We start from the raw sequence: 16,956 nt of genomic DNA, 5'->3' as shown, positions 1-16,956 counted from the left end.
CGTCAGTTGCAGGGTTTTACTCTCCACTCCCCACTCTCTACTCCCGCCTTAATTAGTCTTGGATCTTTGATCGCGTCGCACATTCACTATCCATCCGGTCTCGGTTTCCCAAGCCACTCAAATGATAGGATCAAGCCTCACGAGCAATTAGTATCGGTTAGCTTAACGCCTCACAGCGCTTCCACACCCGACCTATCAACGTCCTGGTCTCGAACGACTCTTCAGGAGGGTCTAGCCCTCAGGGAAGTCTCATCTTCAGGCGAGTTTCGCGCTTAGATGCTTTCAGCGCTTATCTCTTCCGAACTTAGCTACCCGGCAATGCCACTGGCGTGACAACCGGTACACCAGAGGTTCGTCCACTCCGGTCCTCTCGTACTAGGAGCAGCCCCCGTCAAACTTCCAACGCCCACTGCAGATAGGGACCAAACTGTCTCACGACGTTTTGAACCCAGCTCACGTACCACTTTAAATGGCGAACAGCCATACCCTTGGGACCGGCTACAGCCCCAGGATGTGATGAGCCGACATCGAGGTGCCAAACACCGCCGTCGATGTGAACTCTTGGGCGGTATCAGCCTGTTATCCCCGGAGTACCTTTTATCCGTTGAGCGATGGCCCTTCCATTCAGAACCACCGGATCACTATGTCCTGCTTTCGCACCTGCTCGACTTGTCGGTCTCGCAGTTAAGCTACCTTTTGCCATTGCACTATCAGCACGATTTCCGACCGTACCTAGGTAACCTTCGAACTCCTCCGTTACACTTTGGGAGGAGACCGCCCCAGTCAAACTGCCTACCATGCACTGTCCCCGATCCGGATAACGGACCAAGGTTAGAACCTCAAAGGGGTCAGGGTGGTATTTCAAGGTCGGCTCCACAGGAACTAGCGTCCCTGCTTCAAAGCCTCCCACCTATCCTACACAAACCACTTCAAAGTCCAATGCAAAGCTACAGTAAAGGTTCACGGGGTCTTTCCGTCTAGCAGCGGGGAGATTGCATCTTCACAAACACTTCAACTTCGCTGAGTCTCAGGAGGAGACAGTGTGGCCATCGTTACGCCATTCGTGCGGGTCGGAACTTACCCGACAAGGAATTTCGCTACCTTAGGACCGTTATAGTTACGGCCGCCGTTTACTGGGGCTTCGATCAAGAGCTTGCACCCCATCACTTAACCTTCCAGCACCGGGCAGGCGTCACACCGTATACGTCCACTTTCGTGTTGGCACAGTGCTGTGTTTTTGATAAACAGTCGCAGCCACCGATTCTCTGCGACCTGTCGTAGCTCCCACCGCAGGGTGTTCACCACAACAGGCATACCTTCTCCCGAAGTTACGGTATCAATTTGCCGAGTTCCTTCTCCTGAGTTCTCTCAAGCGCCTTAGAATTCTCATCCTGCCCACCTGTGTCGGTTTGCGGTACGGTTCTTGTGTAGCTGAAGCTTAGTGGCTTTTCCTGGAAGCGTGGTATCAGTCACTTCAGGTCCGTAGACCCTCGTTATCACTTCTCGGCGTTAAAGAAGGGCGGATTTGCCTACCCTTCACGCCTACCGGCTTGAACGACCTATTCCAACAGGCCGCTGACCTAACCTTCTCCGTCCCCACATCGCACTACACAAAAGTACGGGAATTTTAACCCGTTTCCCATCGACTACGCTTTTCAGCCTCGCCTTAGGGGCCGACTCACCCTACGCCGATGAACGTTGCGTAGGAAACCTTGGGCTTTCGGCGAGCGGGCTTTTCACCCGCTTTATCGCTACTCATGTCAGCATTCGCACTTCTGATATCTCCAGCATCCCTTACGAGACACCTTCACAGACCTACAGAACGCTCCCCTACCATCTGCACTTACGTGCAAATCCGCAGCTTCGGTTATCAGTTTGAGCCCCGTTACATCTTCCGCGCAGGACGACTCGACCAGTGAGCTATTACGCTTTCTTTAAATGATGGCTGCTTCTAAGCCAACATCCTGGCTGTCTGGGCCTTCCCACTTCGTTTACCACTTAACTGATCATTTGGGACCTTAGCTGGCGGTCTGGGTTGTTTCCCTCTTGACGATGGACGTTAGCACCCACCGTCTGTCTCCCATGCTCGCACTTTCCGGTATTCAGAGTTTGCCATGGTTTGGTAAATCGCAATGACCCCCTAGCCATAACAGTGCTTTACCCCCGGAAGTGATACATGAGGCACTACCTAAATAGTTTTCGGGGAGAACCAGCTATCTCCGAGTTTGTTTAGCCTTTCACCCCTATCCACAGCTCATCCCCTAGTTTTGCAACACTAGTGGGTTCGGACCTCCAGTGCGTGTTACCGCACCTTCATCCTGGCCATGGATAGATCACTCGGTTTCGGGTCTACGCCCAGCAACTAAGACGCCCTGTTCGGACTCGGTTTCCCTACGCCTCCCCTATGCGGTTAAGCTTGCTACTGAACGTAAGTCGCTGACCCATTATACAAAAGGTACGCAGTCACCCCTTGCGAGGCTCCCACTGTTTGTATGCATCCGGTTTCAGGTTCTATTTCACTCCCCTCCCGGGGTTCTTTTCGCCTTTCCCTCACGGTACTGGTTCACTATCGGTCGATCACGAGTATTTAGCCTTGGAGGATGGTCCCCCCATCTTCAGACAGGATTTCGCGTGTCCCGCCCTACTTTTCGTATGCTCAGTACCAAGAATGAAATTTCGTGTACGGGGCTATCACCCACTATGGCGGACATTTCCAGGTCCTTCCACTATCTCAATCTCTATCACATACAGGCTATTCCGCGTTCGCTCGCCACTACTGACGGAATCTCGGTTGATTTCTTTTCCTCGAGTTACTTAGATGTTTCAGTTCACTCGGTTCGCTTCCACGTACCTATGTATTCAGTACGGGATACCCTTGCGGGTGGGTTTCCCCATTCGGATATCGCGGGATCAAAGCTCTATTGCCAGCTCCCCCGCGCTTTTCGCAGGCTTACACGTCCTTCATCGCCTGTGATCGCCAAGGCATCCACCAGATGCACTTAGTCGCTTGACCCTATCATTTCAGTAACCTGAGTTACCAATCCGACAGGATTGTGTTTGTGCGACATGTCACACCGCCCCTTTTGGTATGGCGACATGACATTAGATACAATCAAATTCCCAAGATGACGATTTGTCCCACTTGCAGAATTAACTGCAGGTGTTTCATCTCGCCGTCTAATTAATTCGGCTTCTTCAGTTTGTTAAAGATCGGGCATTGTCTACACAACGCAAACAAAAATCCACGCAGCAATCAATCATGCTGTGTGCGCTTTTGTTTGCACTGTAAGGTGGTGGTGGAGGATGACGGGATCGAACCGACGACCCCCTGCTTGCAAAGCAGGTGCTCTCCCAACTGAGCTAATCCCCCTCTAAACCCGAAATACCGCGTTACATCGCTCCTCGTGTACATGATGTACACGTCGTCGCGCTGCGCCTTGTCTTTCGGCTTTATCTTTTTGTCCCAGATAGCATCTGAAACAAAAATGGATTATCCGTAGTGCTGTCTACAGCACCCAGATAAAAACTGGTGGGTCTGGAAGGACTCGAACCTTCGACCCCTGCGTTATCAACACAGTGCTCTAACCAGCTGAGCTACAAACCCAGTTGACGCTTACACCGCAGTTTTGCGTCTGCGATGTTCTTTCGATCAAAATCGCGTCAATCAAGGCGTGGACCGACGTCGTGTACTTCTTGTACACGAGGAGGTTCGCAACGCTGAGTGACGATGATTTTCATCGAAAGCTTTGCCCTCTTTCAGAACAACCGATAGGTTGTGAGTACTCGACGATCGCCTTCTCTAGAAAGGAGGTGATCCAGCCGCAGGTTCCCCTACGGCTACCTTGTTACGACTTCACCCCAGTCATGAATCCCACCGTGGTAAGCGGCCTCCTTACGGTTAGCCTACCCACTTCTGGTGAAACTCACTCCCATGGTGTGACGGGCGGTGTGTACAAGACCCGGGAACGTATTCACCGCAGCATGCTGATCTGCGATTACTAGCGATTCCGACTTCACGCACTCGAGTTGCAGAGTGCGATCCGGACTACGATCGGTTTTATGAGATTGGCTCCACCTCGCGGCTTGGCTACCCTCTGTACCGACCATTGTATGACGTGTGAAGCCCTGGTCATAAGGGCCATGAGGACTTGACGTCATCCCCACCTTCCTCCGGTTTGTCACCGGCAGTCCCATTAGAGTGCTCAACTGAATGGTAGCAACTAATGGCAAGGGTTGCGCTCGTTGCGGGACTTAACCCAACATCTCACGACACGAGCTGACGACAGCCATGCAGCACCTGTGTTACAGCTCCCTTTCGGGCACCAATCCATCTCTGGAAAGTTCTGTACATGTCAAGACCAGGTAAGGTTTTTCGCGTTGCATCGAATTAATCCACATCATCCACCGCTTGTGCGGGTCCCCGTCAATTCCTTTGAGTTTTAACCTTGCGGCCGTACTCCCCAGGCGGTCAACTTCTCGCGTTAGCTACGCTACCAAGGATTCAAACCCCCAACAGCTAGTTGACATCGTTTAGGGCGTGGACTACCAGGGTATCTAATCCTGTTTGCTCCCCACGCTTTCGTGCATGAGCGTCAGTGTCATCCCAGGGGGCTGCCTTCGCCATCGGTATTCCTCCGCATCTCTACGCATTTCACTGCTACACGCGGAATTCTACCCCCCTCTGACGCACTCTAGCTGTGCAGTCTCCAATGCAGTTCCCAGGTTAAGCCCGGGGCTTTCACATCAGACTTACACAACCGCCTGCGCACGCTTTACGCCCAGTAATTCCGATTAACGCTTGCACCCTACGTATTACCGCGGCTGCTGGCACGTAGTTAGCCGGTGCTTATTCTTCAGGTACTGTCATCCCCCAGCGATATTAGCGCTAGGAATTTCCTCCCTGACAAAAGTCCTTTACAACCCGAAGGCCTTCTTCAGACACGCGGCATGGCTGGATCAGGCTTGCGCCCATTGTCCAAAATTCCCCACTGCTGCCTCCCGTAGGAGTCTGGGCCGTGTCTCAGTCCCAGTGTGGCGGATCATCCTCTCAGACCCGCTACTGATCGATGCCTTGGTGAGCCTTTACCTCACCAACTAGCTAATCAGACGTCGGCCGCTCGAATAGCGCAAGGTCCTAAGATCCCCTGCTTTCCTTCTCAAAGCGTATGCGGTATTAGCTATCCTTTCGGATAGTTATCCCCCACTACTCGGCACGTTCCGACGCATTACTCACCCGTTCGCCACTCGTCAGCGGAGCAAGCTCCCTGTTACCGTTCGACTTGCATGTGTAAAGCATGCCGCCAGCGTTCAATCTGAGCCAGGATCAAACTCTTCAGTTCAATCTCATAGCAAATTTCTGGCACGCAAGATCAAAGAATAAACAAGTACTTCTTGGACTGTTTACTTTTTCTCTCGCAGTGCAAGTGTGGCTTTCGCCAAGCACTCACACCTATCGGTTATTCTGTTTTTTAAAGAGCGGTGCAGGTCGCTGCGTTTCGTTTCCGTCGCTGCGTTGTCTGCTGAGGAGGCGAACTATACGCCCGCGGCCTGACCTCGTCAACACCTTATTTTCAAAATATGTGCTGTTTTTACAGATTTCATCGCAAGGCATTGATTCAAAAAAGAATAAAAACTGAAACAAATTGAATGTCGATGCTGATGCCCCGCCATTTGCTGGTGACTACCGGGATTTCCCGGCAGGAAAATCGTGCAGGATGGTCAAATCAGCAAATCATTTCGCTGTTTATACGCATTTTTCATTTTTCTGCTTACTGACAGCAACCCCTTCTCGATTTCTGGATAGAAAGCGAGGCTCCCTTTCAGGGAAAGGGCGGGGGGAAAGGGGAATCGATGGGAAGGCTGCGGAATTAAATGCTTGGTCGGAAGGCCCGGCATTGCCGGGTCCAGTACAAGCGCACCAAATAACATTGTCAGCAGCCTGAACAGCGCCCGCTGGGCGCTGTTGTTTGCGGAAGCAGATAGGGGCTTACAGTACGTAGCGGGCCAGGTCTTCACGCTGGGACAGCATGTCCAGCTTGCCATCCACATAGTGGGCGTCGATCTTGCAGCTGCCACTGCGCGCATCGAAGGAGACTTCTTCCAGCAGTTTTTCCATCACGGTATACAGACGGCGCGCGCCGATGTTTTCGGTTTTTTCGTTCACCTGCCAGGCTATCTCGGCCAGGCGACGAATACCGGACTCCTCGAATTCCAGCCCTACACCTTCGGTCGCCAGCAGCGCCTGGTATTGGCGGGTGAGGCAGGCATCGGTGCTGGTGAGGATTTGCACGAAGTCGTCCACCGACAGCGAGGAGAGTTCTACCCGGATGGGCAGACGGCCTTGCAGTTCCGGGATGAGGTCGGACGGCTTGGACAGCTGGAAGGCGCCGGAGGCAATGAACAGGATGTGGTCGGTCTTGACCATGCCGTATTTGGTGGTGACGGTGGTGCCTTCCACCAGCGGCAGCAGGTCGCGCTGCACACCGGCGCGGGAGACATCGGCGCCCTGCCCTTCCGAGCGGCTGGTGACCTTGTCGATTTCATCGAGGAAGACAATGCCGTTCTGCTCGACGTTCTTCATGGCTTCGGCCTTGAGTTCGTCTTCGTTGACCAGCTTGGCGGCTTCTTCGTCGATCAGCAGCTTGAAGGCTTCTGCCACTTTAAGCTTGCTGGCCTTCTTCTTGCCGGCATTCATGCCCTGGAACATGTTTTGCAACTGGCTGGAGAAGTCTTCCATGCCCGGCGGAGCAAAGATTTCCATCTTGGACTGCGGTGCAGCCACTTCGATTTCAATTTCCTTGTCGTCCAGCTTGCCCTCCCGCAGCATCTTGCGGAATTTCTGCCTGGTGTGGCCGTCTTCGGGCTTGCTGTCTTCGGCCTGCGGTTCGCCAAAGAAACCGGGGGCGCTGCGCGCCGGTGGCAGCAGTACGTCGAGGATGCGGTCTTCGGCGGCATCTTCAGCGCGCACGCGGTTGCGCTTGATGGCAGCGTCGCGGGTTTCCTTGATGGCGACTTCCACCAGGTCGCGGATGATGGTGTCGACGTCGCGGCCGACATAACCGACTTCGGTGAACTTGGTGGCTTCCACTTTAATGAAGGGGGCGCCGGACAGACGGGCCAGACGACGGGCGATTTCGGTCTTGCCGACGCCGGTGGGGCCAATCATCAGAATGTTCTTGGGGGTGATTTCGCTGCGCAGCGGCTCGGCCACTTGCTGGCGACGCCAGCGATTGCGCAAGGCAATGGCGACGGCGCGCTTGGCGGCATCCTGGCCAATGATGTGCTTGTTGAGTTCGTGAACGATTTCTTGCGGGGTCATTTGCGTCATGACGGTACTCCCGGCCACGCCGGCATGCCTGCGCTGGCCTGTGAATCTGTGGGAATGAAGGCTGGGTTTATTGCGCCGCCGGCTGGGTTTCTTCTCCCAGCGTTTCGATAAGGTGGTTCTGGTTGGTGTAGATGCAGATGTCGCCAGCGATTTCCAGCGACTTCTTCACCACCACGGCCGGGTCCAGTTCGGTATTTTCAAACAGTGCACGCGCGGCAGACTGGGCAAAAGCTCCGCCCGAGCCAATGGCGGCAATGCCTTGCTCCGGCTCCAGCACGTCACCGTTACCGGTAATGATGAGGGTGGCTTCCTTGTCAGCCACAATCAGCATGGCTTCCAGCCGACGCAGCATGCGGTCGGTACGCCAGTCCTTGGCCAGCTCCACCGCCGAACGCACCAGATGGCCCTGGTGTTTTTCCAGCTTGGCCTCGAAACGCTCGAACAGGGTGAAGGCATCGGCCGTGCCGCCTGCAAAGCCCGCCAGTACCTTGCCCTGATACAGGCGGCGGATTTTGCGCGCCGTGGACTTGATCACGATATTGCCCAGGGTTACCTGGCCGTCGCCGCCCAGCGCCACGCGCTCGCCGCGACGGACGGAGACGATGGTGGTTCCGTCAAACTGCTGCATGTTCTGTTCCAGTCTATTGAATGTGTCTGCGCCAGACTGACGCGTAATGTGCAATATGCAGCCATTCAGGGCGATTACAAGACAACCCTTTGGCACACATGGCTTATTGTGGTGAAGGCGCTACTGATCTTAATAATTGCTAATGATAATAATTTGCATTATCATTTTTTACCATGAATCTCCGACTCCAAACTACTGCAAACAGACTGCCCTCTGCGGCATTTCTGGGAAGCTGCAGCCTGCACGGGCTGGCATTGCTGCTGTTGGCAAGCTGGTTGGCCACCACGCCTCCGGTGACCCTGCCGCAGCTGGCCAGCCTGCCGGCCATGACCCTGGCAGCGCCCAGCGCGCCAGCGCCTTCTGCTGCGGTTCCGGTGACACCGCCCAAGCAAAGCAAGCCAACGCCGGTAGCGAAACCGGCCACGCCCCGGCCTGTTGCCAAGACGGCAGCCAAGCCCACAGCGCAGCCTGTCGCACGTTCGTCCGTCGCGCCAAGCCCGTCGGCGGCCCCGGCGGAAACAAGCAACCATGTGGCGGCACCTGCTGCTGCACCAGCGGTGGCGACGCCAGCGGCACCGGCGCCACAGGTGCAGGAGCCCTTGTACCGCGGCGGCTATCTGAATAACCCCAAGCCGACCTACCCGCCGCTATCCATTGAAATGGAAGAAACCGGCACGGTGCGCCTGCGGGTGCAGGTGAGCGCCCAAGGCTTGCCGGTGTCGGTGGAGCTGGAGCACAGCAGCGGCTTCCCCCGGCTGGACCGCGCCGCGCAGACTGCGGTACGCGGCTGGAAATTCATTCCGGCCAAGCGTGGTGATGAAGCCATTCCTTATACCTTTATTGTTCCCGTCGAATTTTCCCTGAAGAACTTGCGCAAACCATGAAGCTACTGACTGTCTTTCAACAAGGGGACGTTGTGCTGAGCACGACGTTCATGATTCTCATTCTCATGTCTATTGCAACCTGGTCGCTCATTTTGCAGCGCGGGGTGCAGACTTACCGCCTGCGACGCGCCAACCGCCAGGCGGAAGCCGCGTTGTGGGATGCGCCTGACTGGTCGAGCGCCGAACAGGCACTGGCTGACTCCACCGCGCCGATGGCGCATATCACCCGTGAAGGCCTGGCCGCGCTGCGCCATCACCAGCAGCATGCCGAACGTTCTCTGGGCAAGGCTTGTGACCTGAACGAGTTTGTCACCCGCGCCATCCGCAAGGCACTGGCACAGGAAAATGCCCGTCAGGAAAGCGGCATGACCGTGCTGGCATCCGTCGGCTCGACTGCGCCGTTCATCGGCCTGTTTGGCACGGTATGGGGGATTTACCACGCGCTGGTGAATATCGGCACGGCAGGCCAGGTGAGCATTGCCACGGTGGCCGGCCCCATCGGTGAAGCGCTGATTGCCACTGCGGCAGGCCTGGCAGCCGCCATTCCTGCGGTATTGGCTTACAACACGTTTACCCGTACGCAACGGGTACTGTCGCAGCAGCTGGACCATTTTGCCCATGACCTGCACGCCCAGTTGCTGACCCAGCCGGAGTCTGGCCATGGCATTCGGTAGTTTCGACAAAGGACCCGGCGCACCCATGGCCGAGATCAACACCACCCCGCTGGTGGATGTGATGCTGGTGCTGCTGGTGGTATTCATCATTACCGCGCCGCTGCTGACCAATAGCGTGAAGCTGGACCTGCCCCAGGCTGCCGCCGCGGCGCATCAGGACAAGCCGGAGCAGATCCGCCTGTCCATCAATGCCGCCGGGGCCTTGTTCTGGAATGACCAGCCGGTCAGCCAGAGTGCCCTGGCCGCCCGCTTTGCCGCTGCCGTGCAATCTAACCCCAAGGTGGAACTGAACTTGCGCGCCGACAAGAGCGTGCGCTACGAGCTGGTGGCCACCACGCTGGCCACCGCCCAGCAAAACGGCATCAGCCGCATCGGCTTTCTGACCGAAGCGCCCTAGCCGCCACCTACCGCTGTTCTGACAACCGGCCCGTCACGGGGGTGGCTGGCCGGTTGTTGTACTCCCCCGTCCTTGTCTGCTGCACCCCATGCTGCCCACTCAGCATGCGGGAACGGCTGCGTCACGCCCATGCGCAGACCGGGACTTTGCTTTCTGCAGTTGCTTTCTGTGATTGGCACACAATAAAAGAGGATTAAATGAAACAAAGCTTGCAACAATCGCCTCACCTTGCGCAGCGCAAGCTGCCCACACGCGTGGCAGTCGGCATGCTGGCGGTGGCACTGAGCCCCAGCCTGGCACTGGCGGCAGAAACCGGCCAGACCCTGGAGACGGTTACCGTGGAGGGCGAGGCCCCGGTACGCGACACCTACAAGACGGAAACCACCAGCATTGGCAAAACCAAGCAGCAGCTGCGTGACATTCCGCAATCCATCACCGTGGTAAACCAGCAACTGATGCAGGACCAGGGCGTGGCCACGCTCAAGGATGCGCTGCGCAACGTGCCGGGCATCACCTTTGCGGCGGGTGAAGGCGGCCGCAGTGGCGACCAGGTGGTGATTCGCGGCTTCTCCGCCGCCACCGATACCTATCGCGACGGCATGCGCGACATCGGCCAGTACAACCGCGATGCCTTCAACGACGAAAAGGTGGAAGTCCTGAAGGGTGCCAGCTCCATGCTGTTTGGCCGTGGCTCCACCGGCGGGGTGGTGAATCAGGTCAGCAAATCGCCGTATCTGGGTAGCAAGCTGGAGGGCGACCTCACCATCGGCACTAATGACTACCAGCGCGTGACGGCCGACATCAACCAGATGACCGGCGATCACTCTGCAGTACGGCTGAACCTGATGGACACGCACGACGGCAGCGACCGCGGTGCGGCCAAAAACGAGCGCTGGGGCATTGCGCCTTCCGTCGCATTTGGCCTGGGAGAGCCCACCACCGTGGTGCTGTCCTACATGCATCAGGAAGAAAACAATGTGCCGGACTACGGCGTGCCGTATAACTCGGCCACACGCCAACCCTTGAGCGTGGATCGCAGCAAGTTCTACGGTTTTGACAGTGACTACGAAAAGACCAGCGCTGATATCGTCACCGCCAAAGTCACCCACGATTTTGGCAATGGCACCGAGCTGAGCAACCAGCTGCGCTATAACCGCTTCTGGCGTGATGTCAGCCCCACCGCGCCGCGCCTGGCCAGTAGCGACACCAGCACCACCGGCCTGATGCGTCGCAGCAAGCCGATGCGCGACGGTGTGGACCAGTCCGTCAACAACCAGACCGACCTGACCACCCGCTTTGCCACGGGTGACATCCGCCACACCCTGCTGACCGGGCTGGAACTGACTTACGAGCTGTCCGACACCAGCCGTTACGCCCTGCTCAATACCCTGCCCACCACCACCATTGGCAACCCGGTATCCTCCACCGCCTATAACGCGGCCCGCTATCGCAGCAGCAATACCAAGTTCCAGGCCAGCGACATTGCCCTGTACGGCATGGACACCATCGAACTGACCCGCCAATGGAAAGCGGTGCTGGGTGCACGGTTTGACCGCTTCGAGGGGGATTACAATGTGCGCGGCTTCAATTCCAACGGCAGCGTGAACAGCAGCAACACCTACGACCTGTCGCGCACGGATAATGTGTGGAGCTGGCGCAGCGGCCTGATCTGGCAGCCGGACATGGCCCAGTCCTACTACTTCAGCTACGGCACCTCGTTCAACCCCTCTGGCGAAACCTATTCGCTGGACAAGGCTACCGCCAAGGTAGACCCGGAAAAGAACCGCAATATCGAGCTGGGTGCCAAGTGGGACTTGCTGGATGGCGATGCCAGCCTGCGTGCGGCACTGTTCCGCATTGAAAAAACCAACGAGCGCAATACCGACCCGGACGACACCACGCTGGTCACCTTGTCCGGCAAGCGGCACACCAACGGGATTGAACTGGAAGGCAGCGGCCGCCTGACCGAGCGCTGGGAAATCTTTGCCGGTGTCACCTTCATGGATTCCAAGATCGACAAAGCCGCACCCGGCCTGAACAGCACCACCGGCAAGATGCCACGCTACACACCGCGTGCCACCGGCAATATCTGGACCACGTACAAGTTCACCGACCAGATTACCGGCGGCATTGGTGCCACCTATGTGGGCAAGCGCTATGCCAACGAGACCAACACGCTGTATCTGCCGTCCTACACGGTGGCCAATGCCATGCTCAGTTATGAAACCAAGCATTACCGCCTGCAGTTGAACCTGAACAACCTGGGTAACAAGACCTACTACGACGGAGCCTATACCGGCCATGCCACCGTGGGTACCCCACGCGAAGCACAGCTGACCATCGGCCTGAAATACTAAGCCTCTGCGCCGGCCGCCCCTCACTGCGGCTGGCGCTTTTCTACCTGACCGGCGCCAGCGCTTTTGTCGTCAACCAGCGCCCGGTACACGCGGAGTCAAACCCATGCTGCTTCACATCCCCGACGTCCTTACCCCCGAAGAACTGGCCCATGGCCGCATGCTGCTCTCCCAGGCCGACTGGGCCGATGGCCGCATCACCGCGGGCAGCCAGTCCGCCCAGGTCAAGCGCAATCTGCAACTGCCCCAGCACCTGGACATTGCCCGCGAGCTGCAAGCCATGGTGGAAGCAGCGCTCAAACGCAATGCCCTGTTTTTTTCGGCAGCCCTGCCCAAAACCGTATTTCCCCCTCTGTTCAACTGCTATCAGGGCGGCATGGACTTTGGCAATCATGTGGACAATGCGGTGCGCAGCCACCCCTTCGACCAGAGCTGGGTGCGCACCGATGTGTCCTGCACCCTGTTCTTCAGCCAGCCGGATGAATACGACGGCGGGGAACTGGTGGTGGAAGATACCTATGGCCTGCACAGTGTGAAGCTGCCTGCCGGCGACATGGTGCTCTACCCCTCCACCAGCCTGCACCGCGTTGAACCGGTTACCCGCGGCGCGCGCATTGCCTCGTTTTTCTGGACCCAAAGCATGATCCGGGACGACGCCAAACGCAGCCTGCTGTTTGACATGGACATGGCCATTTCACAGCTGCGCCAGCAGCACGGCGACACCAAGGAACTGGTGACCCTGACTGCCAGTTATCACAACTTGCTGCGCATGTGGGCGGATCTCTGACCGCACAACTGTTTTCTGGTCAAAAGATTGGAAAAACCTGATCGCTGTCATGAAAAATTTCGGCATGACTAAGTAAAGTTACCAAGAACTCTACTTAATCGACATATCCAGCACGGATATCTATGCGGAAGCCCACCATGGCGAGCCAGATCCACCCATCCCAAAGCCGGGAAGTGCAATTGAAGGAAGATGAGCTGATTGTCACCAAGACGGACAGCACCGGCCACATTACCTATGCCAACCGCGTCTTCATGCAGCTGGCCGAATATCCGGAAAGCGAGCTCCTGGGCAAGCCACACAATCTGATTCGCCACCCGGACATGCCACGCGGTGTATACCGGCTGATGTGGAAAACCCTGCAAGCCGGGCGCGAGTTTTTCGGCGTGGTCAAAAACTATACCGCCAGCGGCAATTACTACTGGGTGCTGGCCAATGTCACGCCGGACTACGACAGCAAGAACAAGCTGGAAGGTTATTTCTCGGTACGGCGTCCGCCCGGCCGGCGCGCAGTGGAAACCGTGATTCCCATTTACGCCCGTATGTGCCAGCTGGAAAGCACACTGAACAAGGCGAGCGCACCGGACGCCTCCATGGAATGGCTGCTGGCCGAACTGGACAAGCAGGGCCACAGCTATGAAAGCTTTGTGCTGTCCTTGCTGGACCCCCACCTTTCCACCGGGAGGTCTGCCTGATGGCCCGCCGCTCCTCACCCTTCCTGCGAACCCGGCTGGGCTTCTGGCTGATCGGCTTCAATGTACTCACCATCTGCACCGTACTGGCATCCTTGCTGCTGCCCGATAGCTGGCGTCTGGCGGTAGAAGTGTTCCTGGTTTTGTTGTCGCTACTGCTCTCGGGCATGATCTGGCTGGGCAGCGGGCGCATTTTTGCCGTGCTGAACACCCTGCACGAACAACTGGGTTATGCCTGTGATGGCGAATTGCACCATCGTGCCTCGCGCACCCGCGACATGGGTGAAGTCGGCCTGGTGGCCTGGGAGCTGAACGATTTTCTTGATCTGGTGGAAACCTATTTCAAGGAAATCAATACCAGCTTCCGTCGCGTCAGCGAGAACGACTACAGCCGACGTCCGCTCAGCCAGGGCCTGCCCGGCATGTTTGCCGAATCGCTGCAGAATGTGGACAGCGCCATCCAGGCCATGGCGGACAACGATGGTTACATCCGCAAGAATCGCCTGTCTTCCCAGCTGGCAGCCCTGAACAACCCGCATCTGCGTAACAACCTGGCCAGCAATCAGAACGATCTCACCCAGATCAGTACCGCCATGGATCAGGTCTCCAGCATCACGCGCGACACGGCCAGTACCTCGCGTGACAGCCTGGAAAGTGCCACCCTGCTGACCGGCCATATGGATACGATTGCCGGCAGCGTGGTCAGCATGAACGAAGCCAGCACCGCTCTTGCTCAGGAGTGGACGGGCATTGAATCCTCGCTGGCGGCCATTTCCGCCATTGCCGACCAGACCAATCTGCTGGCGCTGAATGCCGCCATTGAAGCGGCCCGCGCCGGCGAAATGGGACGCGGCTTTGCCGTGGTGGCGGATGAAGTACGCAAGCTGGCCGAACGCAGCAAGGACACCGCACACCGGGTACAGTCGGTGCTGGGCAGCCTGTCCAGCCGTATCAGCGACATGCATGCCCGTGCCAGTGAAGCAGGCACGGTAGCCGCCGAAGTCAAGGCTTCGGTAGAAACCTTCCACCAGCGTTTTGCCACACTGGCCGAACAGTCCGATACCGTACTGGGACAGGTCCAGCGAGTGCGCGACATGTCGCAGGTATCGCTGCAAAAAGTCGGCCACGTCATGTACAAGCAAATGGCCTATCACGCCATTGAAGAAGGTGCCGGGCTGCCACTGGGCAATGACCTGACATCCTGGTGTCAGGGCGAAGGCCGGAACAGCTTCGGCGCGACCCGCGCCTTCGGTCAGCTGGCACCAGCGGACGAGCGTGTCGGCAAAGGCGTTGAACTGGCACTGTCCACCGCCAGCAACAAGCAGACGCTGGACGAAGACGCCATCATCCAGCACATGCGGGTGCTGGAACAGGATAGTGCCCAGATCCTGCAGCTACTGGACCGCATGGTGGAAGAAAAGCATCTGCACTGACCAGCTTGCTGCGGGGCTTGCCGCTTCCATTGCACTGTGCCCGCCGTTTGATTTCACGGGCTGACCATCCCCGTTCCATCACCCTCCTGCGGCCAATTGGTCATGATTGGAGAAGTTGATGGCAGTTGAACCCGGCCAATAATGAAAAACAGCCCTGACGGGCTGTTTTTCATTCTGCCTGCGCTGTTAACGTCGCCCGGCCTCAAACAGGAACCAGCAACGGCGCTCGGTTTCATCCAGCCAGTTCTCAATCAGGCTGGCCGCCGCGATATCGCGGTGCTCCTCGCATACCGCATGTGCCTCGCGCAGCCTGCCAGCCAGGGCTGCATTGTCCTCGCGCAGTTCCGCCAGCATATCTTCCGGTGTGACATAAACGGCATCGTTATCCTTGATACGTTGCTGACGCGCAATGTGGCCGATCGAGCGCAATGTCGTGCCACCCACCTTGCGCACCCGCTCCGCCAGTGGGTCGGTCATCGCATATAGCTGATCGCCCTGCTCATCCAGCAGCAAATGGTAATCGCGGAAATGCGGCCCACTGACATGCCAGTGGAAGTTCTTTGTTTTCAGGTAAAGCGCAAAGGCATCTGCCAGCAAGCCGTTCAAGGCGGCGCTGATGTCGCGGGAAGCCGTTGAATCCAGGTCGCTGGGGGTATGCAAGGCGGCATCGGGATGGGCATGCAGGGCCGGTGTGTGTGTTGCTTGGGTCATGACAGGACATCTCCTCAGAAAATGGGACAGCATCCAGTGGCTTACGCTGCTTGTGAGAAGCTATTTTTCTCACTCCCTCCGGGCAAGCCTGCTTTTCTGATTGAACAGGCGAATTTTCCCAACCACCCACTTACTCCTCTTCACCTAGCCGCCCCGGCAGCAGACCTGCCATACATAGCGATGCGCAAACCTATCCCGATCTGTTCCTCTCCAACACCAGAAAAATCCAAACATACGTAAATATCTCATGTATTTCATTACATAAATAACAAAATTGAATTCGATAGATTTTTTCATCCAAAAAATACGGAAAAACTTGTCATGAATAAGAAGCAGAAAAACAAGAAATTCCAGAATCAAACACTCATCACTCAACAATTCGCCGGAAAGACGGGGACAAAAACACCCGGCCAGTGCAATGGCCGGGCAGGCTAGTCGGAAAATTGGCACACGCAGGAACAGGGGCTCAAAAACCAGCTTGGGAGTTGGCTTGGGAGTTGGCTTGGGAGTTGGCTTGGGAGTTGGCTTGGGAGTTGGCTTGGGAGTTGGCTTGGGAGTTGGGCCTGACACTGCGCACGCCCTGTGCATGCAGAAAAAACGGGCGTTTGAAATAAAGTGCTGACTAGGTAATTGCCACAATGCGCTTTATGGCAAAGGCATGCAAAACTGCAATATGGAACAAGAACGTGCCTGCTGTTCAGATAGCACGGTCAGGAGACAGGCAAGATCATGAAACATCTATTTGGTGCACTGCTTGGTGGCGTGACTGCTGCGGCATTCGCACACCGCTTGCTGAGCGGCTCCAGCAGACTGGTGATTGATGTCAGCTCGAGCGAGGAGTTTCATGCCGAGCATATTCCAGGCGCACGTTCACTCCCGCTGGAGCAGCTGGAACAACAGGCTGCCAGCACCATTCCGACACCGGAAACCCCGTTCACCCTGTATTGCCGCACCGGCGAGCGCGCCAGGCTGGCCGCCGCCCGCTTGCGCAGCCTTGGCTACACCCATATCGAGAGTGTCAGCGGCATGCACGAAGCCATGCAGAAGCTGCACCAGCTGTTGTAAACGCGCG

12 protein-coding genes, 2 tRNA genes and 2 rRNA genes are annotated in these 16,956 nt (G+C 56.9%); 8 read left to right on the top strand and 8 right to left on the bottom strand.

The annotated features are described in order from the left end of the window. Window positions 1-126 precede the first annotated feature (126 nt). From DKK66_RS08305 to hslV, 6 genes are all read right to left on the bottom strand, one after another. Window positions 127-3,013: ribosomal RNA gene (locus DKK66_RS08305) — 23S ribosomal RNA — on the bottom strand. 281 nt (window positions 3,014-3,294) lie between these two features. Next, window positions 3,295-3,370 (bottom strand) — tRNA-Ala (locus DKK66_RS08300). A 157-nt stretch (window positions 3,371-3,527) separates the two neighbouring features. Beyond that, a tRNA-Ile gene (locus DKK66_RS08295) sits at window positions 3,528-3,604 on the bottom strand. 199 nt (window positions 3,605-3,803) lie between these two features. After that, window positions 3,804-5,339 (bottom strand): 16S ribosomal RNA (locus tag DKK66_RS08290). The 16S and 23S rRNA genes sit together here with 2 tRNA genes alongside, the layout of an rRNA operon. Window positions 5,340-5,986: 647 nt before the next feature. Further along, window positions 5,987-7,327, bottom strand: coding sequence for an ATP-dependent protease ATPase subunit HslU (hslU, locus tag DKK66_RS08285; RefSeq protein WP_131357071.1), 1,341 nt, complete (start codon window positions 7,325-7,327; stop codon window positions 5,987-5,989). A gap of 67 nt (window positions 7,328-7,394) precedes the next feature. Continuing rightward, entirely contained in the window at window positions 7,395-7,955 is a 561-nt protein-coding gene (hslV, locus tag DKK66_RS08280; protein WP_045848450.1) for an ATP-dependent protease subunit HslV, read from the bottom strand. Between the two features lie 263 nt (window positions 7,956-8,218). On the opposite strand from hslV, the gene DKK66_RS08275 reads away from it, so the two are divergent. The 7 genes from DKK66_RS08275 to DKK66_RS20660 all read left to right on the top strand — a co-directional run bounded on the left by DKK66_RS08275 (window position 8,219) and on the right by DKK66_RS20660 (window position 15,173). Further along, window positions 8,219-8,839, top strand: coding sequence for an energy transducer TonB (locus tag DKK66_RS08275; protein ID WP_131357068.1), 621 nt, complete (start codon window positions 8,219-8,221; stop codon window positions 8,837-8,839). A gap of 65 nt (window positions 8,840-8,904) precedes the next feature. After that, window positions 8,905-9,513 (top strand): MotA/TolQ/ExbB proton channel family protein, encoded by a 609-nt coding sequence (locus tag DKK66_RS08270; RefSeq protein WP_231588933.1) that lies wholly within the window; start codon window positions 8,905-8,907, stop codon window positions 9,511-9,513. Next, window positions 9,500-9,910 (top strand): biopolymer transporter ExbD, encoded by a 411-nt coding sequence (locus DKK66_RS08265; RefSeq protein ID WP_045848452.1) that lies wholly within the window; start codon window positions 9,500-9,502, stop codon window positions 9,908-9,910. The genes DKK66_RS08270 and DKK66_RS08265 overlap by 14 nt, the downstream gene beginning before the upstream one ends. Before the next feature lie 197 nt (window positions 9,911-10,107). Beyond that, entirely contained in the window at window positions 10,108-12,267 is a 2,160-nt protein-coding gene (locus DKK66_RS08260; protein ID WP_131357065.1) for a TonB-dependent siderophore receptor, read from the top strand. Window positions 12,268-12,370: 103 nt separating this feature from the next. Then, complete coding sequence (locus DKK66_RS08255) at window positions 12,371-13,051, top strand: Fe2+-dependent dioxygenase (protein WP_131357062.1); 681 nt, start codon at window positions 12,371-12,373, stop codon at window positions 13,049-13,051. Between the two features lie 137 nt (window positions 13,052-13,188). After that, window positions 13,189-13,743, top strand: a complete 555-nt coding sequence (locus DKK66_RS08250) for a PAS domain-containing protein (protein WP_045848458.1) — start codon at window positions 13,189-13,191, stop codon at window positions 13,741-13,743. After that, window positions 13,743-15,173: a methyl-accepting chemotaxis protein gene (locus DKK66_RS20660; RefSeq protein ID WP_131357059.1), complete on the top strand. Its 1,431-nt coding sequence runs from the start codon at window positions 13,743-13,745 to the stop codon at window positions 15,171-15,173. Before DKK66_RS08250 ends, DKK66_RS20660 begins: the two co-directional genes overlap by 1 nt. A gap of 186 nt (window positions 15,174-15,359) precedes the next feature. Here DKK66_RS20660 and DKK66_RS08240 read toward each other — a convergent pair whose 3' ends face one another. Continuing rightward, complete coding sequence (locus DKK66_RS08240; RefSeq protein ID WP_131357056.1) at window positions 15,360-15,884, bottom strand: Dps family protein; 525 nt, start codon at window positions 15,882-15,884, stop codon at window positions 15,360-15,362. 144 nt (window positions 15,885-16,028) lie between these two features. Further along, a complete protein-coding gene (locus tag DKK66_RS08235) occupies window positions 16,029-16,454 on the bottom strand; it encodes a hypothetical protein (protein WP_165494075.1) in 426 nt (141 codons plus the stop codon). A gap of 159 nt (window positions 16,455-16,613) precedes the next feature. Between DKK66_RS08235 and DKK66_RS08230 the strand changes: the two genes are divergently transcribed. Beyond that, window positions 16,614-16,949, top strand: coding sequence for a rhodanese-like domain-containing protein (locus DKK66_RS08230; protein ID WP_045846335.1), 336 nt, complete (start codon window positions 16,614-16,616; stop codon window positions 16,947-16,949). Window positions 16,950-16,956: the final 7 nt, after the last annotated feature.

It is taken from the genome of Aquitalea sp. USM4 (assembly GCF_004328945.1).
Classification (GTDB): domain Bacteria; phylum Pseudomonadota; class Gammaproteobacteria; order Burkholderiales; family Chromobacteriaceae; genus Aquitalea; species Aquitalea pelogenes.
The sequence above is the reverse complement of the archived record's forward strand: the minus strand, read 5'-3'. Positions and strand labels throughout refer to the sequence as shown.

Excerpts from the sequence above, each read along its gene's own strand:
- hslV (WP_045848450.1), bottom strand. The coding sequence starts at position 7,955 with ATGCAGCAGTTTGACGGAACCACCATCGTCTCCGTCCGTCGCGGCGAG.
- DKK66_RS08240 (WP_131357056.1), bottom strand. The coding sequence starts at position 15,884 with ATGACCCAAGCAACACACACACCGGCCCTGCATGCCCATCCCGATGCC.
- DKK66_RS08250 (WP_045848458.1), top strand. The coding sequence starts at position 13,189 with ATGGCGAGCCAGATCCACCCATCCCAAAGCCGGGAAGTGCAATTGAAG.
- DKK66_RS08230 (WP_045846335.1), top strand. The coding sequence starts at position 16,614 with ATGAAACATCTATTTGGTGCACTGCTTGGTGGCGTGACTGCTGCGGCA.
- DKK66_RS08265 (WP_045848452.1), top strand. The coding sequence starts at position 9,500 with ATGGCATTCGGTAGTTTCGACAAAGGACCCGGCGCACCCATGGCCGAG.
- DKK66_RS08270 (WP_231588933.1), top strand. The coding sequence starts at position 8,905 with ATGTCTATTGCAACCTGGTCGCTCATTTTGCAGCGCGGGGTGCAGACT.
- hslU (WP_131357071.1), bottom strand. The coding sequence starts at position 7,327 with ATGACGCAAATGACCCCGCAAGAAATCGTTCACGAACTCAACAAGCAC.
- DKK66_RS08255 (WP_131357062.1), top strand. The coding sequence starts at position 12,371 with ATGCTGCTTCACATCCCCGACGTCCTTACCCCCGAAGAACTGGCCCAT.
- DKK66_RS20660 (WP_131357059.1), top strand. The coding sequence starts at position 13,743 with ATGGCCCGCCGCTCCTCACCCTTCCTGCGAACCCGGCTGGGCTTCTGG.
- DKK66_RS08260 (WP_131357065.1), top strand. The coding sequence starts at position 10,108 with ATGAAACAAAGCTTGCAACAATCGCCTCACCTTGCGCAGCGCAAGCTG.